The organism is Streptomyces sp. NPDC025618 (assembly GCF_055558795.1).
In genome coordinates, this window is the sequence record NZ_JBVHLW010000036.1 from 29,436 (window position 1) to 51,092 (window position 21,657).

Annotated in this window: 17 protein-coding genes; 12 read left to right on the top strand and 5 right to left on the bottom strand. The window is 69.2% G+C overall.

The window, feature by feature from the left end:
- Nucleotides 1-10: 10 nt before the first annotated feature.
- From ACZ4A5_RS25240 to ACZ4A5_RS25250, 3 genes are all read right to left on the bottom strand, one after another.
- A complete protein-coding gene (locus ACZ4A5_RS25240) occupies nucleotides 11-865 on the bottom strand; it encodes a class I SAM-dependent methyltransferase (RefSeq protein WP_467588543.1) in 855 nt (284 codons plus the stop codon).
- A 292-nt stretch (nucleotides 866-1,157) separates the two neighbouring features.
- Nucleotides 1,158-2,018, bottom strand: coding sequence for a geranyl diphosphate 2-C-methyltransferase (locus ACZ4A5_RS25245; protein ID WP_467588547.1), 861 nt, complete (start codon nucleotides 2,016-2,018; stop codon nucleotides 1,158-1,160).
- Nucleotides 2,019-2,178: 160 nt separating this feature from the next.
- Complete coding sequence (locus tag ACZ4A5_RS25250) at nucleotides 2,179-3,609, bottom strand: family 2B encapsulin nanocompartment shell protein (RefSeq protein WP_467588550.1); 1,431 nt, start codon at nucleotides 3,607-3,609, stop codon at nucleotides 2,179-2,181.
- Nucleotides 3,610-4,131: 522 nt separating this feature from the next.
- Between ACZ4A5_RS25250 and ACZ4A5_RS25255 the strand changes: the two genes are divergently transcribed.
- Entirely contained in the window at nucleotides 4,132-5,295 is a 1,164-nt protein-coding gene (locus ACZ4A5_RS25255; RefSeq protein ID WP_467588555.1) for a family 2 encapsulin nanocompartment cargo protein terpene cyclase, read from the top strand.
- A gap of 120 nt (nucleotides 5,296-5,415) precedes the next feature.
- Here the strand turns inward: ACZ4A5_RS25255 and ACZ4A5_RS25260 are convergent, their stop codons facing one another.
- The gene (locus ACZ4A5_RS25260) at nucleotides 5,416-6,345 is read right to left on the bottom strand and encodes an SAM-dependent methyltransferase (protein ID WP_467588560.1); all 930 of its coding nucleotides are present in this window, start codon (nucleotides 6,343-6,345) and stop codon (nucleotides 5,416-5,418) included.
- Nucleotides 6,346-6,883: 538 nt separating this feature from the next.
- Here ACZ4A5_RS25260 and ACZ4A5_RS25265 point away from each other — a divergent pair.
- The 9 genes from ACZ4A5_RS25265 (at nucleotide 6,884) to ACZ4A5_RS25305 (ending at nucleotide 17,938) form a co-directional block, all read left to right on the top strand.
- Entirely contained in the window at nucleotides 6,884-8,083 is a 1,200-nt protein-coding gene (locus ACZ4A5_RS25265; protein ID WP_467588563.1) for a DegT/DnrJ/EryC1/StrS family aminotransferase, read from the top strand.
- A gap of 664 nt (nucleotides 8,084-8,747) precedes the next feature.
- Complete coding sequence (locus tag ACZ4A5_RS25270) at nucleotides 8,748-9,761, top strand: DMT family transporter (protein WP_467588566.1); 1,014 nt, start codon at nucleotides 8,748-8,750, stop codon at nucleotides 9,759-9,761.
- Between the two features lie 251 nt (nucleotides 9,762-10,012).
- A complete protein-coding gene (locus tag ACZ4A5_RS25275; protein WP_467588569.1) occupies nucleotides 10,013-11,068 on the top strand; it encodes an iron-containing redox enzyme family protein in 1,056 nt (351 codons plus the stop codon).
- Between the two features lie 36 nt (nucleotides 11,069-11,104).
- Nucleotides 11,105-11,806, top strand: a complete 702-nt coding sequence (locus ACZ4A5_RS25280; protein ID WP_467588572.1) for a 2OG-Fe dioxygenase family protein — start codon at nucleotides 11,105-11,107, stop codon at nucleotides 11,804-11,806.
- Nucleotides 11,807-11,826: 20 nt separating this feature from the next.
- A complete protein-coding gene (gene dapF, locus ACZ4A5_RS25285) occupies nucleotides 11,827-12,747 on the top strand; it encodes a diaminopimelate epimerase (RefSeq protein ID WP_467588577.1) in 921 nt (306 codons plus the stop codon).
- Nucleotides 12,744-14,831 (top strand): molybdopterin-containing oxidoreductase family protein, encoded by a 2,088-nt coding sequence (locus ACZ4A5_RS25290; RefSeq protein WP_467588580.1) that lies wholly within the window; start codon nucleotides 12,744-12,746, stop codon nucleotides 14,829-14,831. The genes dapF and ACZ4A5_RS25290 overlap by 4 nt, the downstream gene beginning before the upstream one ends.
- Nucleotides 14,828-15,817 carry an aldo/keto reductase family protein gene (locus ACZ4A5_RS25295; protein WP_467588582.1) on the top strand — a complete coding sequence of 330 codons (990 nt, stop codon included), beginning with the start codon at nucleotides 14,828-14,830 and terminating at the stop codon, nucleotides 15,815-15,817. Before ACZ4A5_RS25290 ends, ACZ4A5_RS25295 begins: the two co-directional genes overlap by 4 nt.
- A gap of 46 nt (nucleotides 15,818-15,863) precedes the next feature.
- Nucleotides 15,864-16,991 (top strand): aminotransferase class I/II-fold pyridoxal phosphate-dependent enzyme, encoded by a 1,128-nt coding sequence (locus ACZ4A5_RS25300; protein WP_467588585.1) that lies wholly within the window; start codon nucleotides 15,864-15,866, stop codon nucleotides 16,989-16,991.
- A complete protein-coding gene (locus ACZ4A5_RS25305; RefSeq protein ID WP_467588590.1) occupies nucleotides 16,988-17,938 on the top strand; it encodes an ornithine cyclodeaminase family protein in 951 nt (316 codons plus the stop codon). The genes ACZ4A5_RS25300 and ACZ4A5_RS25305 overlap by 4 nt, the downstream gene beginning before the upstream one ends.
- A 533-nt stretch (nucleotides 17,939-18,471) precedes the next feature.
- Here ACZ4A5_RS25305 and ACZ4A5_RS25310 read toward each other — a convergent pair.
- Nucleotides 18,472-19,518 carry a sphingomyelin phosphodiesterase gene (locus ACZ4A5_RS25310; protein WP_467588593.1) on the bottom strand — a complete coding sequence of 349 codons (1,047 nt, stop codon included), beginning with the start codon at nucleotides 19,516-19,518 and terminating at the stop codon, nucleotides 18,472-18,474.
- A gap of 304 nt (nucleotides 19,519-19,822) precedes the next feature.
- Here ACZ4A5_RS25310 and ACZ4A5_RS25315 point away from each other — a divergent pair, with 304 nt between their 5' ends.
- On the top strand, nucleotides 19,823-20,464 hold the full coding sequence (locus ACZ4A5_RS25315) for a response regulator (protein WP_467588596.1): 642 nt from the start codon (nucleotides 19,823-19,825) through the stop codon (nucleotides 20,462-20,464).
- On the top strand, nucleotides 20,457-21,488 hold the full coding sequence (locus ACZ4A5_RS25320) for a sensor histidine kinase (protein WP_467588600.1): 1,032 nt from the start codon (nucleotides 20,457-20,459) through the stop codon (nucleotides 21,486-21,488). Before ACZ4A5_RS25315 ends, ACZ4A5_RS25320 begins: the two co-directional genes overlap by 8 nt.
- The last annotated feature ends 169 nt before the right edge of the window (nucleotides 21,489-21,657 follow it).

A 21,657-nucleotide genomic window follows, 5' to 3' on the forward strand; every position in this document is an offset into this window, starting at 1 on the left:
TGCCGAAGCGTCACGGCCTGGTGGCGACACAGATGTTGTATCGCCACGTCTCCTGGTGCCGGTACATCTCCACCCCGCTCATCGCGTTGACGAGCCGGTCGCCACGGCCGACGCCGCGCGCGAGGGCGTAAGGCAGCCGGCCGAGCACCGAGAAACAGCGGAGCATGGGCAGAATCCTCTCCGTCGCGTCATAAGCCGATTCGACGACGAATCCGGCCTGCTGGAGGAGCTGCTCCAAGTGCCCGTGGGTCAACGTGAGCATGCCCGGCATGCCGGAGAGCTCACAGACCCTGAGCAGCGCGGAGCGCGCCTTCGGCAGCAGGTGCGTTTGTGGAGTGCTCGAATACTCGCACATCACCAGCCTCCCGCCCGGGCGCAGCACGCGGAAGAACTCGGCGAGCCCCTGCCGGGGGTCGGGGGAGTGGACGAAGGATTCCATTGTGTAGAGGCCCGCGAAGGAGGCGTCGGTGAAGGGGAGGGCGTGATAGTTGGCCAGGAGGAAACGCGTGCGCCCGCCCGGTTCATCGGCGCGGGCCGACCGCTCCCGCGCGATGGCGATATCCGGTCCGATCCCGTCGATCCCGGTGACGTGCACGCCGCTCGCCCGTGCGATCGTGCGTGCTGTGTCGCCGACCCCACATCCGGCGTCGAGCACCGGCGATCCTGGGGACAGGGCCAGCTTCCGGGCCACGACGAGTTCCATGCGCCGCATGGCCGCCGAGAATCCCCAGGGGGAGTGGCCCGGCTCGTACCAGCCGAAATGACGCGTGCGCCCGAGCAGCGCCGCATATCCGAAGCGCGACTCGAACGCTCGGTAGTACGGCAGGACGTGCTTCCGGTAGTGGAGGTCGGTCACGCGGGTCACTGCTGCCCCTTAACCGGTCGTCCTGTCCGCCCGAGGTCTTCACGAAGAGCCTCGACCAGGCCGTCAGTCACATGGCCCGACCAGCCGATGCCTTGGCGTTCCTTACCATCGTCGATGGCGCTCAAACCGGCGCCTGCGGCACAGCCGGTCGCCCGGCCACATCCGCCGCAGGCGCCGGCATACGCGCGGACCCGGCCGAACGGATCGACCGGGTCTTCGCTCTCATCGCCACGGCACCGCACATCTCATCCTCGGCCCTGGTCCGGACGGAGTGCCGTGTGCGTGAGACGGTTCAGATCCGGTCGGCGGCGATGAGCAGGTAGTGGAAGCTGCCTTCGCGGTAGGCCGTGAGGAAGGGGTCCTCGACCCCCGTGGCCAGCGACGACTTGGCCCGGAGCTCCCAGTACGGGATCGCGGTGGGCGTGAGGTCCACGACGTGCATCGGCACGAGGCCGTTCGCGACCATGGCCTTGAAGTACGCGCTGCGCGGGTGGATGTTGCACGTGTAGTGCTCGTCGATGGCGCTGACCGCCTTGGAGCGGCCGCCCGTCACGTCGTTGGAGCAACCGGTGATGACGACGTAGCGGCCGCCGCGCGCGAGCTGCCGGGCGTGCTCGGCGAAGAGCTCGTTCAGGTCCACATACATGGTGGACTCGTTGTTCCAGATGCCCTGGAAGTCCCCGGTCGGGAAGCCGGTGTCCAGCATGTTGCGGAAGTGGTAGCGCACCTTGTCGTCCACGCCGCGCCTGCGGGCCTCCGCGTTGGCGAAGTCGACCTGCGTCTCGGAGATCGAGACACCGTCGACCCGGCAGCCGAAGCGGGCGTTGGCCATGATGCTGCTGCCGCCGCGGCCGCAGCCCGCGTCGAGCAGCCGCTGCTCGGGGGCGACGGGACCGAGGTGGTCCAGGAGGACGTCGGCCTGGGCCGACTCCAGGCGGTGGAGCTCCTCGATGATGCGCGCGTCCCGGGTCTCCTCCGGGCCTTCCAGCACGGAGGGGTCGTAGTCGCCCAGTCCGTAGTGGTGGTGGTAGAGGTCGTCGACCTCGCCCAGCCGCAGGTTCACCGGGTCCTTCTCGTTGTTCCAGTAGTCGGCGACAGCCTGCTGGTACGCCGTACGCAGGACGGAGGCGGGGGCTTCCGGGGTGGTGGTCATGGTGGAGACTCCTTACAACGTGCCGTTGACTGCCTGACGTTCAGGTGGTGCTGGTGCAGTGCGCTGCGCGGCAGGCACTGACGTGGTGATGAGGGCGGAGAGCGGCCGCATGGGGCCGGAGCGCGGCCTCTCCTCCGGCGCGACCTGTGGCGGGCGGGGCTCAGGCGCCGGAGGGGCGGCCGACCTCGACGTTCTCCAGCACGCCGAGCGCGTCGGGCACCAGGACGGCGGCCGAGTAGTACGTGCTGACCAGGTAGGAGATGAGGGCCTGGTCGTTGATGCCCATGAACCGCACGTTCAGGCCCGGCTCGCGTTCCTCCGGGAGCCCGGTCTGCCGCAGCCCGACCACACCCGAGGCTTCCTCGCCGGTGCGCATCGCCAGGACCGAGGTGGTGCCCTGCGCGGAGAGCGGCAGCTTGCCCAGGGGGAAGATCGGCACACCGCGCCAGGCGGGGATGCGGTGCCCGTTGACGTCGGCGTCGCCGAAGTAGACGCCGCGCTTGTTGCACTCGCGGCCGAGGGCGGCGATCGCCTTGGGATGCGCGAAGAACGCCTTGGTCTGGCGGCGCATGCTCAGCAGCTCGTCGAAGTCGTCCGGAGTGGGCGGACCGGAGTGGGTGGAGATGCGCTGTCCGTGGTCGGCGTTGTGCAGCAGCCCGAAAGCGCGGTTGTTGACCAGCTCGTACTCCTGGCGCTCGCGCAGCGCCTCGATCGTCAGCCGCAGCTGCTGCTCGAGCTGGTTCATCGGGTCGTTGTAGAGGTCGGCGACCCGGGTGTGCACCCTCAGGACCGTCTGGGCCACACTCAACTCGTATTCGCGTGGGGCGAGTTCGTAGTCGGCGAACGTGCCGGGCAGGACCGGCTCCCCGGCGTGGCCGGCGGCCAGTGCGATATCGGCTTCGCCGCGCTTGTTCTGCGGGCGTTCGCGTTCGGCCTGGCGGCGCCGCACATGCTCGCGCAGCGGCTCGCTCCGCCCGGCCACCTCCTCGTACGCCCGCCGGGGCAGCACCAGCACGGTGCACGCCGTCAGCGCCCGCGCCGTGAACTCCCACGCCCCGGGCTCGTCCGACACCACCTGCCCACCGAAGAACCCGCCGTCGGCGAGTACCCCCAGTCGCGACTCGGCCTCGTACTTCCCGGCGCCGGTCTTCTCCACCTTGCCGTGCGCGATCAGGACCACCCGGTCCGCCGGCTGCCCGGCCTGCGCCAAGACCTCGCCCGGCTCGTACTCGCGCTGCTCGAACTGGCCGGCCAGGGACCGCAGCACCTCCGGATCGTCGAACCCGCGCAGCAGTGGCAGTTCGCCCAGCTCCGCCGGTACGACCCTGACGTCCGCCCCTTCCTGGACGAAGGCCACCCGCCCGTCGCCGACCGCGTAGGCCAGACGCCGGTTGACCCGGTACGTACCGCCGCTGACCTCCACCCAGGGCAGCATCCGCAGCAGCCAGCGCGAGCTGATGTTCTGCATCTGCGGAACGGTCTTGGTGGTGGTCGCCAGATTTCGTGCGGCAGCGACACCGAGGCTCAACTGCGCCTGTCCTGCGGACCCTGCACGCTGTTCCGATTGATCCGGTGTCACTGCACTCGTCATTCCGGTCCCTTCCGACAATGGGGGGCGCAGGGCACGCGCAGCTCCTGCGGCGGGCCGGGCCTGCTTCCGCAGATGCGCGCCGCAAGTGAAGCAGCGGGCAAGGATGTTGGTCGAGAGTGGCGAAACGTGCACTGTGAGTTTGCGCCACCGAATGCCGCCCGGAAGTCGCTCTTGGCTGGCAACTCCGCCTTGCAGGAGCGGAATTCGCCGCTCGCGAGGATGACCTGATCTGCGCGAACTGATGTCCCGTGTCGTCCGGATGGCCGAACGGGGCCAGGCTGCGGAGGGTGTCATTGCGCCACCTGCTGCCCGGTCGCACAGGGCTGTCGGCCGACGCGGGGCATCCGTGAGCGGACAGATTCGACCGCTTCACTCGGACGAGTGAGCAACACTGTCGGGCACGGTCAGAGATGCACGTCAGGCCCATGGGGGAGAGGGAGACCCCTTGTTGCCGCTCCGCGCGCCGTGCTATCCCTTCGGCGACGAGAGAGTCAAGTCAAGTGCCTGTGAACGGAGTTGTGGATGACCCTGCCAACCCCCCACGCGGCCGATGAGCCCGAGGCCGCTGTCGGCTCGTCCCACCTCCTGGCCAAACTGCTGTCCGGGCCTACCGGTATCGGAACGAACTCCCTGCGCCTCGCGGCGAGCTTGGAGCCGGGCGCGGCGGCGCTGCCGGACGCCCCCACCTCACCGGCGGAGTCGCAGTCGTCGTCGCAACGGATCGAAGGTCTCTACTGCCCGCCGGCCGTACGGGACGACCGCGGGCTGGCCGATGAGGTCAACCAACGGCTCGTCGAGTGGGCCGAGAAGGAAGTGGACCTCTACCCGGAAACCGATCTCCGAGAGGCACTCCTCGCCTTCGACGCGGGGCGGTCGGTGGTCCTGTGCCACCCGGACGCCCCCGACATCGACCACCTCATGGTCGCCGCCCGTCTCCTGATCGGCGAGAACGCCGTCGACGACTACTTCTGCGAAGCGGAGTACGGCGGCAGCGCGGACCGCCGCGGCGCGGCGCTGGCCCTCGCCCAGTCCGCGATCGACCCCTCGCACAACACCCCGCGCTACGAAGCCGACTGGCGCACAGGGATCGATTCCCACCCGGCCCTGCGCTCCATGCGGTCGGCCATGGACTACTTCTACGCGCTGGCCACACCGGCACAGGCGCATCGCTTCCGGCACGACATCGCCAACCTCTACCTCGGGTACAACGCCGAGGGCGACTGCATCAGCCGGCACCGCACCCCTCCGGTGTGGGAATACCTGGTGCAGCGGCAGTTCAACAACTTCCGTCCATGCCTGACCCTCACCGACTGCGTCGGAGGCTACGAGCTGCCCGCTCATGTCTTCGCGGAGCCCGCGGTGCAGCGTGCCGTCGCCCTGGCCTCCAACGCCTCGACCATTTGCAACGACCTCTACTCGCTCCGCAAGGAGCAGGCCAGCGAGCGCTTCCACTACAGCCTGCCCACCGTTATCGCGGCCGAGGAGGAATGCTCCATCAACGACGCCTTTCAGAAGGCGATCGAGGTCCACAACGAGATCGTCCACCTCTTCGAGGAACAGGCCGCCGCCCTCGCCGCCACCAACCCGCTCGTCGCCCGCTTCATGGCCGGGCTGTCGAACTGGATGACCGGCAACCACGAATGGCACGCCGGAAACGTCGGCACCCGCTACGCGACTTCCCCCTGAGAAGGCGGCCATACAGCCCGCAAGCTCGTCGAGACCGCGCCGGGCGGTCTGATGGGTGGTCCAGGTGGGATCGCCACACAACCGCCAAGAGGCGGTCACGCGGTCACGCGGTCACCGGCGTCACGGTGACGGTGTCGACGGTCGGGGCGAATGCGCCTGCGGACGGGGTTTGCGGGCGGTCACCACGGCGTAGCCGAGCTCCGTGATGTCCGAGAAGCGGGCGAGGTCTTCCACCATGAAACGCAACTCGCTCTCGGTCACGAGTTCCTTCAGTGCCTCCCGGGACCGGGCGAGATTACGACCGACGACACGGAACGACGGTCGGAGGAACTCGCTGATGTCGAGGAACTCGACCACCTCGAGACCGGCCGCCCGCACGCACGCCTCGTACTCGCCGCGGAGGAGCATGGGGCCCTGGTGAAAGTTCTTGATCGTGGCATCGACGAGGGCCCGGTGGTCGTCGCCCTCCAGAGGGCGCAGGAGCACAAGGTCGGTCACCGTCAGCAGCCCGCCCGGACGCAGCACCCGGGCCAGTTGCGCGAACACCTCGGTACGGTTCTGGGCGTGGCAGACGGCTTCGATGGCGTAGGCCGCGTCGAAGGACGCTTCAGGGAAGGGCAGCGCGAGCATGTCGTGGACCTGGAACTCCGTGGAACCGGCGAGTCCCGTCGCGGCGGCGAGTTTCGTCGCCTGCCGGACCTGGTGAGGGCTGAGGGTGATACCGGTGACGCTCACGCCGTGCCGTCGCGCGATGTGTGTCGTCGCCTTGCCGTTGCCACAGCCCACGTCCAGGACTCTGTCCCCGGGAGTGAGCCGGAGCCGGTCGGACACGAAGTCGGTCAGCCGGATGCCTGCCTCCTCATCGGTGCTGGGATCGTCAGGCCCCAACCAGTAACCGCCGTGCAGGAAGCCACCCATGGCGTCGGCCGTCACGTCGTTGATCCGGTCATAGAGGTCGCCGACGCCGTTCTCGCCGTCGGACTCCCGTGTTTGAGGCATCGGGGCGCACTGCCGGGAGGAGCAGGTGGCCGGAGCGGGCTGTTGTGTCATCGAGCGCCTTTCTCGTAGGCACCCAGCGTCCTGGTGGGGGAGGGCAGAGACGGGATATGCCGTACGGCACGCTTGAAGGTCCAGATCTAGCAAGTCCGTCCGAAGCGCGTCAACACTGTGTCAGCGGGTACGTGCTGTGGGCACGTACATCACCGACGAGTTCCTGCCTCCGTTATATGCGGGCACATCGCCCGGGAATCCGGTGGCCAGGATCTTTGAAGTCGGCCTGGGCCTTCGGGTTCGCCCTTCCGGGAATGGCCAGAAGCGTACGCCTGAGGCTGCCGCAGATTCTCTATCGTGGTGCAGCCTTGGGGAAGGGCGTGTTCAGGTTGTGCCGTAGGGCGCCTGCGTGCTGGTTTCCCCTTGCCGCATGGTGGTTTTCCGGACGTCCCGGAGTTCCCGCCGTGTCCGGTGAACCGGTCCGCCAAGCTGATCGACGGCCTCGGCCTCCGCGCCGACTGCCGTCAGGCAGCGCTTCGCCTCCGGCGCAGGCAGCGCTCTGCCTCCGGCGACATCCCATGAACGCGTCCGGGAGGTCATGAGCCCCGACTCCACCATGTCGAGCAGCGAGCCAGAGAACACGGCGAAGGACGGAAACATGATTGATTTTTCCCGGCCCGTGCTGGGCGACCCGGAACTGAACGCTGTCGCGGAGGTCTTCAGCAGCGGGAGGGTCGGCTACCGAGAACAGTCCCGCCGCTTCGAGGAACAGTTCGCCCGCCATCTCGGGGTCCCGCACGAGCACGTCATCTTTCTGAATTCGGCCACATCCGGTACGTTCCTCGCCCTCGAGTTGCTGGGGCCGGCCGAGGGCGACGAAATCGTGATGCCGTCCTTGAGCTTTGTGGCCGGGCCCAACGCCACGGTGTCGCGCGGCGCCCGGCCGGTCTTCTGCGAGGTCGATCCTCATTCCCTCAACCCCACTGTGCGCGACGTCGAGAAGGTCGTCACCTCCCGCACCAAAGCGGTCCTGGTCCTTCATTACGGTGGGTACCCGGGCCACGTCGCGGACCTCGCGGATTTCTGCGAAACACGGGGCATCGCACTCATCGAGGACGCGGCGTGCGCGGTGGCGTCCACGGTGGGAGGACGGGCCGTCGGCACCTTCGGCGACATGGGTGTCTGGAGCTTCGACGCCATGAAAATCATGGTGACCGGTGACGGCGGCATGCTGTACGTGCGCGACCTTGATCTCGCCCGCCGGGCACGTCGTCTCGTCTACCACGGTCTGGCGCAACCCGGCGACGGCTTCAGCGCGCCGGCGTGGCAGAACTGGACATTCGAACAATGGGAGGTCGGTTACCGGCTCGTCGGCAACGACCTGACTGCCGCGATCGGGTCGGTCCAGTTGGACCGCCTGCCCGGCCTCATCTCCCGCAGGGCGGAGCTCGTACGCCTCTATGACAGCGAACTGTCCGGCGCCGACGGCATTAGGCTGCCGCCCCCGCTCCCCGAAGGGCACCGCTCCTCGTACTACCTCTACTGGGTCCAAGTGGACCGCGCCATCAGGGACGAGGTGGCCCGCGCCCTGTACACCGCAGGCATCCAGACGAACTTCCGCTACGGTCCCCTGCACACGGTCCCGGCCTACGGGCCCGTGCCCCGCCTGCCGGTCTCCGAGCGGGCCGCGGAGGAGACGCTGTGCTTGCCACTGCACCCCGGGCTCACCGATGACGATGTGCGTACTGTCGCAGGCCGGCTGAGGGAGACAGTCCTGTCGCTCCTGCCGCCCCGATGAGCGGGACGGCAGGCGGTCGGTGTGGATCGCGGGGGAGTGTCGTGAATCAGGGTCCGGCCCGTTCGCCCTCGCACAGTTCGACGAGCCAGTCTGTCCCGGAGGACATCGTCCGGATGCCGGCGACCGACGTCGTTGTCGAGCCATTTCCCGAAGTCGGCCAGTTCACCCCAGCCACGGACGAATCCGACCTTGTCGAGCCCCTCGTCGTCGGCCGAAAGCGCCGGCGCGGCAACGCAGTTGTGCCCGCGTGACCGGCCGCACGGATGGTGCGAGCCCGCTGCTCCAGCCGGTGGCCGACGGCGGAGTGGCATGTCTTGCTGATCCGGAAATCCCCTGGTGGGCCTCCTCGGGCCGGTGTGCGGCCGGACCTCGCGCCACCACATCGCAGCAGGCACCGTGAGACCGGCGCGCGCGGCACCGACAGTGCGGTGCTTCCCCGGGAAGGCACAGTCCGGCGCGACCGAGCGTACCCGGGCCGGATGCGGCGCATCCCGGGGCGTCCTTGTCGCCCCGCTGGGTAGGGTGCCCGCATGCATCTGCTGATGACGTCTCCGCCGCCCGTCGCCTGAGGCGGGCAGTCACGTAGCACCATCCCGGACGCCGGGATGGCTGCGCGGGTTGCCCACGAAGACTTCGTGTCGGCAATCGATCGAGGAGACCTCCTTTGCAGTCCTCTTCCGCCCTGCCCGTGTGGCGGGGTGTCCTCTATGTCGCGATCGCGGCCACGGCCTGGGGCACCGGCGGTGCCGTGGCCACCGAAATGTACGACGTCGGCGGGATCGGCCCCGTCGCCGTTTCCTTCTGGCGGTTCCTGACCGGACTCGTGCTGCTCCTGGTGGCTCACTCCGTCCGGCGGGCCCGGCGGCCCGGGACGGTGCTCTCGCTGCGCGCGATGCACACGGTGAATCCCCGGCGGGCCCTGATCACGGGCATCGGGATGGTGGTGGCCCAGACCGCCTATTTCGCCGCCGTGCAGCAGGCCGGACTGGCCGTGGGCACGGTGGTGACTCTCGGATCGGGCCCGGTGCTGGTCGCCGTCGGCGCCCGGCTGACCCTGGGTGAGCGCACCGGCGTCGCCGGAACCGTCGCGGTGGCGAGCGGCGTCGCCGGCCTGGTGCTGCTGATGGGCGGAGCCGACGGGAGCACCGGCCCCGATCCTCTCCTGGGCATCGGATACGCGCTGCTCTCCGCCGTCGGCTACGCGGGGGTGACCCTGCTGGGCCGTTTCTCCGGGCGGAACAACGCCGGTGGTGTCTTCGAGTCCACGGTGCCCGGCCTGACCGTGGGCGCGGTCTGCCTCCTGCCGCTGGCCCTGTGGGAGGGCCTGGTGCCCGACATGCACCGGCCGGGGTGGGCCCTCGGCCTGATCCTCTATCTGGGGGCGGTGCCGACGGCGCTGGCGTACATCCTGTTCTTCATCGGGCTCCGGGTGGTCCGGGCGACCACGGCCTCCGTGGTCGCCCTGGTCGATCCGCTCACCGCGGCGGCCATCGGCATCCTGGTCTTCGGTGAGCGGCTGAACGCGACCGTCCTCGCCGGCACGGCCCTGCTGCTCCTCGCCGTGCTCTTCCTCGCGGCCCGCGAGGGATCCGGGCCGCCACGCACCCGAACGAGCCCCGCCCCGGATCAGGGCCCTGAAAGGCCGGCCCCGCATCCGTCCGCACGGATCGAGGAGTGAGCGCGCGGGCACGGTGATGCGCGTGGGCAGTGGGCCCCTGAGGCCCACTGCTCGTCGATTTCCGGCCGAGTTCGCCGACGCGTATTGCGCCAGGTCATTTCACCGTGAAGGAATCCCCCATACAAGATGTGTCAAGCCCTGCCTTCACGCCAACCTGCTGATGCGATACGGCTCTTGAGGTGGCAGAGTATCAGCGTTCAACAGATGGCCATGCCATCGGCATGGGTAGCCGACATATGGCAGGAGGCAATGTGAACACAGAAGCCCACTTAATCGATCAGAAGTCAGCGGTGGACGCCTATCCGGTGGTGGAGGAAGTCTCCTCGCTGCTGAAATGTCCCGCGGAAGACCTCGACGCATCGGTGACCACTGCTCAACGGGCGGCCTTACGAGCGGCCGTCAATGATCTCAACGCACGCTCGGCGGTCGGCGACACGGCGGCGTTCCACGGCCAGCAGCTGCTGCTCTCCCGCATCTACGGGCTCTGCACCCAGCTCCCCGACGGCCCCACCGCCGAGGGCTCCGCGTTCGTCCACGAGATGCTCCGCCTGCTGGAACAGGCCACCATGGCCGCCGAGGACGCCATGCTGGAGCCGGGCACCCTCGACGCGGCACCGGCCGAGCCGTCCGCGTACCTGTCCTGGCTGAAGAAGGCCGCGCGTGAACACCGCGTGTACAAGCACCCGTACTACCGGGAATTCATCCGCGACCAGGCCACGGCGGACGACCTGCGGAACTACGTGATCCAGGAATCGGTTGTCGACGGTCGATTCGACGATCTTCTCGCCATGATGCAGGTCGGCACCAGCGGCGACGCGAAGATGGAGATAGCCGAGAACTTCTGGGACGAGATGGGAAACGGCGACCCTTCGCAGGTGCACACCCATCTCTTCAACCAGATCTTCCGGGTCTTCGATATCCCTGCTCAGGAACTGGAACGGTCGCTCACGGCCAACGCCTTGCTCTCGGGAAATCTCGCCGTGCTCCTGTGCCGGTACCGGCGGCTGTATCCGGAAGCCGTCGGATTCCTCGGGATGACCGAATGGCTGGCGCCCGAACGCTTCGTCCACGTCGTGCACGCCTGGGAACGGCTCGGGCTGCCCGACCCCGGCATCGTCTACCACAAGCTGCACATCACCATCGACTCCCGGCACGCGGCCGGATGGTTCCACAACGTGGTCGTCCCCGCCGCCACCTCCGAGCGCATGCGCCGGGCGATCGCCCGAGGAGCACTCTGGCGGCTCAACTCCTCCGCCCGCTACCTCGACGAACGCATGCCCGATCTCGCCGCCCACCGACCCGCCTGAGCCCGACGACACCTTTGACAGAAAGGATTCAGCGCCATGGCAGTCGGCCCCCAAGGCTTCTCGATCATCGACCTCCCCCCGTCGGCACCGGAGACGCTGGACAGCTACGACAGCCTCCCGGTCGACCCGTTCATGGGCAACGGCACGCGCCACAAGCGGTTCACGCAGTACCGGCTCTCGCCCAAGCCCGGACCTGACGGGGGCTGGATCTACGAGAAGCTGCCGCACCGCGACTACATCACCTACACCAAATACAACAACGTGGCCGGCGGCATCCGCCGCCCCTACGAACCGGTCACCGTCGACTTCACCCCCCTGGTCACCGTCGGCGCGGAGGCGCTCGATCTGGACCGCAGCCACGACTGGCAGATCAACATCCATCAGAACCGCAGCACCGCCAGCGGCGAGCGCTGCGCGCCGATCACCCCGGAGGGCGTGCACAGCGACGGGCACGAATACATCATGATCGCCGTGCTGCGGCGGCACAACGTCGCCGGAGGCGAGACCCGCCTGTGGATGCCCGACGCCGACGCACCGTTCTGGACAGGCACACTGGAGGCAGGCCAGGCCGTCCTGCTCGACGACGCCGCGGTCAAGCACGAAGCCACCGACGTCACCTCCGCCGACGGCGGCCCCGGTCACCGGGACATCGTGATCGTCGCCTACTCCACCTGGGCGAACAGGTGGTACGGCGAGGAGTACGAAGAGGCGGCCCTCACCGACGGCACGACGAACTGATCTGCCACGGCGGCCGGTTCATGGGCGACTTCGTGAAGTACCAGGCGCTCGGCAACGACTACCTGCTCGTCGACCCCCAGGGCGGCAGTACGGCCCTGGGCACGGACCCCGGCCCCGAGGCCGTCCGGCTGCTCTGCGACCGGCACCACGGAGTCGGCGCCGACGGACTGCTCCTCGGCCCGCTGGAGGAGCCCCGGCCCGGCACCGCCACACCGCTGCGCATCTTCAACGCGGACGGCAGCGAGTGCGGGATGAGCGGCAACGGGCTGCGCATGTTCGCGCTGCACCTCGCCGCACGCTACGTCGAGGAGTGGCGTACGGGGACGCCGTTCACCCTGCGCACGCCCGGCGGTGACGCGGAGGTCCGGATCACCGACCTCACCGGAGGCCGGGTATGCGTGGGGATGGGCCGGGCGCGCTTCACCGGCCAGGGCACGGACGACGGTGGCCTCGCGAGCACCGTCGTCCCCCTGGCAGACGCCGGACCCGGCGACGAGGTCACCGTCACCGACCTGCACCTCGGCGTCCCCCACACCGTCGTCTTCAGCGATGCGATCGACGATGAGCTGGTGCGGCGCCTGGGGCCCGCCCTCGCCTGGCACCCCCGCCACCCCCAGGGCACCAACGTGGAGTTCGTACGCGTCCACGACGACCGCACGCTGGACATCGCCGTCTGGGAGCGAGCCGCCGGCTCCGTACCCGCGTCGGGCGGCGGTGCGTGCGCCGCCGCGGCCGCGGCACGCGCACACGGCCTCGTCGGCCCCGACGTGACGGTCCGCATGCCCGGCGGCGAGACCGACGTGAGCGTGGCGCCGGACGGCCGGATCAGCTCGACCGGCACCGCGCAGGAGGTGATGACAGGATCGCTGTCGCGGTCACTGCTCGAGGAACTGGCCCAGCGGGACACGCTGCTCAAGTCATCGGGAAGGAGGGGCACATGAACACCACACAGGTCCCCGGGGCGTGCCCGCTGGACTGCCCCGACGGCTGCAGCTGGCAGGTGACGGTCCGGGACGGCGAAGCCGTCGCGCTGCGCGGCACCCCGGAGCACCCCTACACCCGGGGCACCCTGTGCGTGAAGGTCAATCAGTTCCTGGAGCACACCCGCGCCCCCGACCGGCTGCTCCACCCCCTGCGGCGCGTCGGCCGCAAAGGAGAGGGCCGGTTCGAGCGCATCAGCTGGGACAGCGCCCTCGACGAGATCGCCCGACGGCTGAAGCAGACGATCGAACGCCACGGCGGCGAAGCCATCTGGCCCTACCAGGGCACCGGCACCCTGGGCTTCCTCCAGGGACTCCAAGGGCGCGCCGGCAGCCGGCTGTGGAACGTCCTGGGCGCCTCCCGCCACGACATGACGATCTGCTCCATCGCCGGTCTCGCCGGCCTCCGCTACACCCTCGGCGTCAGCACGGGAATCGACCCGGAGAGCCTGGAGCACGCCCGGCTGGTCCTGCTGTGGGGAAGCAACCCCCTCACGAGCCACCACCACCTGTGGAAGGTGGTCCAACGCGCCCGCAAGAACGGCGCGCACATCGTCGTCATCGACCCGATCCGCAGCCGCTCGGCCGCCCAGGCCGACGAACACCTCGCGCCCCTCCCGGGCTCGGACGCCGCGCTCGCCCTCGGCCTCATGCACGTCGTCCTGCGAGAGGGCGCCGAAGACCGGGAGTACCTGGCCGCCCACACCGTGGGATGGGAGGAGTTCCGGCAGCGGGTGCTGGAATTCGACCCCGAACGCACCGCGCGGGACACGGGCTTGACCGAGGAGGAGATCATCCGGCTCGGCCGGCGCGTCGCCCACAGCAGGCCCACCGCCATCCGGGTGTCGCAGGGCATCCAGCGCCACGCCGGCGGCGGCACCACCCTGCGGACCCTCGCCTGCCTGCCCGCCGTCACCGGGGACTGGCAGCGGTACGGCGGCGGACTCCTCTACTCGACCGACGGCTACTTCGGCGCGAACCGCGAAGCCCTCTTCCGGGACGACCTGCTGCGCCACCCCGTGCGCACCCTGTCCATGACACGACTGGCCGAAGGACTGCTGGAGGTGGACGATCCACCCGTCGAAGCACTGATCGTCTACGGCGCCAACCCGCTGACCAGCTCCCCCGACCAGAACCGGATCCGCCGCGGCCTCGCCCGCGAAGACCTCTTCACCGTGGTCATGGACCACTTCCAGACCGACACCGCCGACTACGCCGACATCCTCCTGCCCGCCACCATGCAGACCGAGCACCTGGACGTGCACGACGGCTACAGCCACCTGTACATCGCCTGGAACGAACCGGCCGTCGCCCCGCCGGGGGAGTGCCTGCCCACCACCGAGACCTTCCGACGCCTGGCCCGCGCCATGGACCTGACGGAACCCGCCCTCTACGCCGACGACGAACAGCTGGCGAGCGAACTCCTCGACTCCCCGCACCCGTCCCTGACCGGCATCACCGTCGACACACTGCGCACCAAGGGATGGGCCCGGCTCGCCTACCCGGACGCATTCGTGCCCTTCGCGAACGGGTTCCCCACCCCCTCGGGGAAGCTGGAGTTCGTCTCGGAGACCGCCCGGGCGGACGGCCACGACCCCGTGGCCGGACACGTCCCGGCGAAGGAGACCGACGACGCCGAACTGGCGCGGTCCTACCCCCTCGTCCTGCTCTCCGTCGCGAACCACTTCTTCCTGAACACCGTCTTCGCGAACAAACCCGAACTGCGCCGCCGGGCCGGCCCGCCGCACGTCGTACTCCACCCGAAGGACGCCGCGGTGAGCGGCATCTCAGCCGGCGACCGCGTCCGGGTCGGCAACCGGCGAGGCGCCTTCGAAGCCCTGGCCAGGATCGACGACGTGGTGCGCCCGGGGGTCGCCATGACCACGAAGGGCCACTGGCTCAAGTTCACCGACGGCTCCGGCCCCAACGCGACCATCGACGAACGGGACGCGGACATGGGCGGCGGAGCCGTCTTCCACGACAACCGCGTACGGATCACCCCCCTTGCCCGGAGTGACGACGACAGCAGTGAGGACGGCGGATGAAGTTCCGACGACTGGGCCGCAGCGGGCTCCAGGTCAGTGAGATCGCCTACGGCAACTGGGTCACACACGGCGCCCAGATCGACGACGGCAGGGCCGCGGAATGCGTGCGCGCGGCGCTGGACGCCGGCATCACCACCTTCGACACGGCCGACATGTACGCGGGCACCGCCGCCGAGACCGTGCTCGGCAAGGCGCTCAAGGGCCTGCGCCGCGAATCCCTGGTGATCTCGACCAAGGTGTTCTACCCGACCGGCCCCGGACCGAACGACGGCGGTCTCTCCCGCAAACACCTCACCGAGGCCGTCAACGGCTCCCTGACCAGGCTCGGGACCGACTACATCGACCTGTACCAGGCACACCGCTTCGACGAGCGCACCCCGCTGGAGGAGACGCTCAGGACCTTCGACGACCTGGTACGGCAGGGCAAGGTCCTCTACCTCGGCGTCTCGGAGTGGACCGCCGACCAGATCGCCCGGGCCGTCAAGCTCGCCGGCGAACTGGGCCTGGAACGCATCGTCTCCAACCAGCCCCAGTACTCGATGCTCTGGCGCGTCATCGAACCGGAGATCGTGCCCCTGTGCGAACGGGAAGGGCTCAGCCAGATCGTCTGGTCGCCACTCGCCCAAGGCGTGCTCACCGGCAAATACCTGCCCGGACGGCCGCCGCCCGCCGGATCACGCGCCACGGACAAGGCGGGCGCCCAGTGGGTGAAAGCCTTCCTGCGCGACGAGGTGCTGGAGCGCGTACAGCAACTCGTCCCTATCGCCCGGGAGTTGAACCTGACCCCGGCTCAGCTCGCCGTCGCCTGGACGCTCCAGAACCCGAACGTCGCCGCGGCCATCGTGGGTGCATCCCGGCCGGAACAGGTCCGCGACAGCGCGAAGGCGGCGGGCGTCCCCATCGACCCGGCGGTGATGCGGCACATCGACACCGTCCTCGGCCCGGTCGTCGAACGCGATCCCGCCAAGGTGGACAGCGCCGCATAGAGCCCGCCCGTCCCGCCTCCATTCCGCCGAGTACCTGGGGAGATCCATGACCTTCAGCCCGCTGGAACTGCTCGAATGGCGGCAGGGGCGGGAAGCCACCGCCGCGTACAGCCTGGCCGACAGCGGCTGCCGGCCGATCCGGCTGCGCGATCTGATCGACGACGAACAGACACTGCGCCGACTCCTCGACAGCGAACTGAACTACCCGCCGACCTGCGGCACCGACCAGCTGCGCGCGCGGATCGCCCACTGGCACACCGGGAGCACCGACCACGCACCACAGGTCATCGTCACCGTCGGGGCGGCCGAGGCCAACACGATCACCGTCGACACCCTCGTCCGCCCCGGTGACCACCTGGTGGCGATGTCACCCGGCTACCGCCAGGTCTGGGGCGCGGCCCGGAACCTGGGCGCCCATGTCGAAGAGGTCCCCCTGGACCCCGAGCGCGGCTGGCGGCCCGACATCGACGCCCTGGCCCGCGCGGTCCGCCCCGGCACCCGGGCCATCGTGGTGACGACCCCCAACAACCCGACGGGCACCGTCCTGACCGAAGAGGAGATACGGGCGATCGTCTCCGTCGCCGACCGGGCCGGCGCCTGGATCCTCTCCGACGAGGTCCACCGCGGCACCGAACTCCACACCGACGAACTCAGCCCCACCTTCTGGGGCCACTACGACCGCGTCGTGTGCGTCGGCAGCCTCTCCAAGGCGTTCGGCATGCAAGGGCTGCGCCTCGGCTGGCTGATCGCCCCACCCGCACTCCTCCCACAGCTCCGCCAACGGCACGAATACACCACTATCTCCGCCGCCGGGACGGCGATGACACTGGCGGAGCTGGCGCTCGCGCCGCCCACCCGCGCCCGCCTGCTGAACCGCTACCGCGGCTTCCTGCGCGAAAGCTGGACCCACATGCGGCAGTGGATCGACTCCCACGACCACCTGCTCTCGGTCGTGCCACCCCAGGCCACCTCCCTGGCCTTCGTCCGCTACCACCTGGACCTGCCCAGCACCGAGGTCGCCGACGCCCTGCTGGCCCACGGCAAAGTGCTGGTCAGCCCCGGGGCCCACTTCGGAACCGAGCACCATCTGCGGTTCACCTACGGGCAGGAACCGACCCACCTGGCGGCGGCGCTGCAGAAGACCTCGTACGCACTGAAGGAACTGAGCGCGTGAACCCCACAAAACTGCCCCTGATCGACGCCGACGAACTCGCCCGCCGCCTGCCCATGCCACGGGCGATCGAGGCACTGGAGCGGGCCCTGCGTGCCGGACTGGACCCCGAAGCGGACGTCCCGCGCACCGTGCTCGACACCCAGGCGGGCCAACTCCTGCTGATGCCCGCCACGTCCACCTCGTACGTCGGAGTGAAGATCGCCGCGGTCGCGCCCGACAACCCCGCCCGCGGCCTGCCGCGCATCGTCGCCTCCTACCTCCTCATGGACGCCGCCACGCTCTGCCCGACAGCGCTGATCGACGGCTCCGCCCTGACCCTGCTGCGGACACCCGCCGTCTCCGCCGTGGCCGTGGACCACCTCGCGGCCACCGACGGTGAACGGCTCGTCGTCTTCGGAGCCGGACCACAGGCATGGGGCCACGTGGAAGCGATCAGAGCCGTACGCCCCATCTCCTCGGTCGGCGTCGTCGCGCGCCGCCCGGAGCGGACAGCCGAACTCCTCGAGCGCTGCCGGACGGCGGGCCTGCCAGCGGAGGCCGTCCCACCGCAGGCCGTGGAGACCGCCGACGTGATCGCCTGCTGTACGACGGCACGCACACCGCTGTTCCCCGCCTCGGCGGTCGCGGACCACGCGGTCGTCGTGGCGATGGGATCGCACGAACCGACGGCCCGCGAGGTGGACAGCGCCCTCGTCGCCCGCGCCACCGTCATCGTCGAGGCGCGCACCGCCGCGCTGCGCGAGGCGGGCGACCTCCTGATCCCCCTGCGCTCGGGCGAGGTCGACACCGGAGTGATCGCGGGCAACCTGTCCGAACTCGTGCGCGGAAGGGTGGACATCGCGCCCCGGCGGCCGAAGCTGTTCAAGGGAACGGGCATGGCATGGCAGGACCTGGTGGTGGCGGCCGCCGCCGTCGACGGGGAGTTGGGGGATGGCCTCGGCGGATAATGCTGGCGGTTGCCCTTGAACGAGGCGAAGCCGTACGGCAAGGACGCCTCCAACTGCGCGCGGCGTTGCCACGCGCCGCGCTGCTGGAGCATGGCCAGCGCCCGCTGGATGTGGTCCGGGTATTCCAGGGCGTGCAGGCGCACCATCTCCAGGATCATGGACTCGGGCAGGTGGAGCGTGCCGAAGCGCAGGCAGTTGTGGACCATCGCGGTGCGGGCCGCGCCGCGGTCAACGAGCCTTGGCCGAGAAGGTTGTATCCAGGGATCAGTCAACAGCTGAAGCGGCACCCCTTCGGCTTGCCGGCCTGGACCAGCACCTCACACAGCGCAGCCCGCTCCTGCCTCCATGAAGCGGACTGTCCGGTAGGGGGTCAGCCCAGCCGAAAGTGCCCCTGGCCGGTGAGGACGGTGATTGCTGCCATCCCTTTTCCCGCACTGGCAGAGGCACTTTCGAAGCGAAGGAGAGTGACCGGGTCCTACCGCGCCCCCGGCCGTACCGCAGAGATCCACGAAACGCGGGCCGGTCACCCAGCTTCAGCTGTTGATGGTCACCCGGGAGACGATGGGCTGGTGATCGGAGGGAATTTCGGCGAGAGGGTCGCCGCCCTTGCGCAGCCCGTCGTAGCTGACGATTTTCTCGCCGGATATGGACGGCTGGGTTCCCGTCCCCTTGATGTAGCCGATGTAATCCAGCCGGTTGCGATACTTGGCGTACCGGCCCTTGTCGTCACGCAGCTTGGCGCGCGGATTGTCGACCATGTCGTAGGTGTAGCCCGAGGTACTGGGCGTCGTGAGGGACCCGCCGAGTGCCTCGTTCGCCTTGGCGACCTCACCGCTGACACCTCCGGGCACGTGGCCGTTCTCCGGGTCCGTGGTGTAGTGCTCGACATTGAAGTCGCCCGCGACCACCACGGGCTTGCCGCCGGACTTCTGCGAAGCCCAGGATCTGAGTTCCTTGAGCTGTTCGAGACGGACCTTGCGCGTCTTCTCGACCGGGCTGTTTCCTTCCTCGTCCGCCTGCAGGTGCGTTCCCGCGACCCATACCGGTTTCCCGGCCACGGAAAGGCGCGCGAGCGCCGCTCCCTTGTTGGACTTGTAGTCGGAGGTCGAGCTGTCGGAGCTGTTGTAGACGAGCTGGTGGGACTCGAGAATCGGGTGCTTGCTGAGGATCGTCACTCCTCCGTTGACGACGAACGGTGAGTTGCTGCAGTTGCCCGCGTAACTCGTCCACCTGCCGGATCCGCTGCAGTATTCACCGACGAGGGAGGTCTGGTACGGGTAGATCTCCTTGAGTTCCGCGTTGCGCATCGCCTGGGCGTACTTGTTGAACGCCTCGTCCAGCACGACGACATCGGCGTTCTCGCGCTTGATGACCGCGGCAGCGGCCTCGCGCCGTTCCGCTCTGCGGTCGCTGCCCGGAGTGCCGGCGATTTCGGTGATGGACGGGAGCTGTTCCACGTTGAACGCCATGACGTTCAAGGATGGATTACTGTCGGCGGCCGCTGTGCCCGCGGGCAGCTGTGACAGCAGCAGTGCCGCCCCGGTGACCGCGAGCGCCGTGCGAGGGAGGTTGAGGGCCACGTGCTTCTCCATTCCCGGTCGGGTTGGATGAGATCGATGGTCTCGCCTGTGACCTTGCGGGCGAGAACCGGTGGACCGAGAATCCCAGCGCCGCACCCGTGCCCGCATCCGGGGAATGCCGCAAGACATTTGCGGGTTTCCCGCAATGCGCTGTCACCGACTCGCGGATATTCATGGTGCGACGCACCGGCTACCGTTCGTGCCTACGGTTGACAGTAGGGGCCGTGTATCGGAGGGTGGGACGCGTTCCGCCCACGCACAAGGATCTGTGGTTTTTCATGCGACGCCCAGGACGGGGTAGTTGATGGCCGCTCCCGTGACCGTCGTCCTGGTCGACGATCACCTTACGGTGAGAGCCGGTACGCGGGCGCTTCTGGAGCCCGAGGGTTTCGTGGTGGTGGGGGAGGCCGCGGCCGAACGCGAGGCGGTCGACGTCGTGCGCTCGAGGCGCCCCGATCTCCTCGTGCTGGACATGGTGCTGGAATCCGGACCAGTGCTGCCGGTCATCCCCGCGCTGCTGGCGGCAGCCCCGAATACGGGAATTCTCGTGCACAGCATGCACGAGGACGCGGCGCTCGTGCGCGGGGCCCTGAGCGCGGGCGCGTCCGGTTATCTGTCGAAGAACACGTCCGTACCTGAACTGGTCCTGGCGGCGCGCACGGTGGCCGCCGGCGGGAGTTACGTACAGCCCCCGCTCGGTGTCGACATGATGCATGTCCCGGCCGCTCAGCAGACGCTGAGCCCGCGCGAAGAACAGGTGCTGGCGCTGCTGGCCGACGGGCACACCAACCGCGAGGTCGCCGCCCAGCTGATGCTGAGCGTGCGCACGGTGGAGAGCATCAGGGCCGCGCTGCGCAACAGGATCGGCCTGGTCACCCGGGCCGACCTCGTCGCCTATGCCCGGCGCACCAGCCTGACCCCCGGGTCTCACGGGTCCCATGGGTAACCGTTCCCGCGAGCGATCCATGATCCACCGGCCGCACGTCCTCGGTCTCGTACGCGATCTGTGCCTGGCGCTGGCTCTCCTCGGCACGGTCGCCTACGTGGTGGACGTCCTCACCGAGGAACCGCTGCCCGTCCGTCCTGTCGCGGCCCTCGCCGTCGCCTCCGCCACCGGCATCCTCGCGGTCATGGCCCGCGCGGTGCCGAAGGTCCGCGTGCCGTTGGCCCTGGTGGCCTGCGGATTCGCGGCCCTGGCCGGCAGTTGGCTGTTCCGCGCGGAAGCGGGATACGCGGCGCTGGCCCTCCTCCTGGCGGCGGTGGTGTACGCGGCGCGGGCCTGGCCCGAGGCCAGGGCCCTGCTCGGGCAGGGCAGGGCCCGCGCCCTGCTGGGCAGGCAGGAGCACTACGCGGCGCTGATCGCCGGAGAACTCCACGACGAGGTGCTCCAGCTCCTGGCCCTGACCCGACGGCAACTCGACGCGGCGCTCACCGAGGAAGACCCGGACGTGCTACGGGCGTCGGCGCGGACGGCTGTGGGACGCCTCGACGAACAGGCATCCGTGCTCCGCAGCATCGTCGCCACCCTCCACCCGGTCGCCCTGCGCGGACTGGGCCTGGCCGAGACGGTCCGCTCGCTCGCCGCGCGGGTGGCGGCCGAGAACGGGCTGATCGTGGACGTCGACGTCCAGGACGACCGGCTCGAGTCGCCCATGGCGAACGGCGAGGCATGCCTGGCCGCCTACCGCGTGGTCCAGGAAGCCCTCAGCAACGTGGTCAAACACGCGGACGCGGAGGAGGTACGCGTCTCCCTGGCATTCCGCCACCACCACGTCGTGCTGTCCGTCACCGATGACGGACGCGGACTCCCTGGCACTTCTCCGGCGACCGTACCCGGGTACGGGGTCGAGGGCATGCGCTGGCGGTGCGAGGCATACGGCGGGACGTTCTCCCTCACCTCCGGCGGCACCGGACGCGGAACCACCGTGCGGGCCGCCATTCCGCTCCCCGGGGACCGCCACGCCGCCTGACGGCTCCCTTTCCTCTCCGATGGACTGGCCCGAATATGACGAAAGCAGCGATCTGATCGCGGGATTCGACCAGGGCGCGTGCGTGAACTGTCCGCGCGGTTGCGGGAAATCCGCAGAAACCCTGCGGCTTTATCCCGATGTCCCGCACCGGCTGGCCGGAGACGATCGA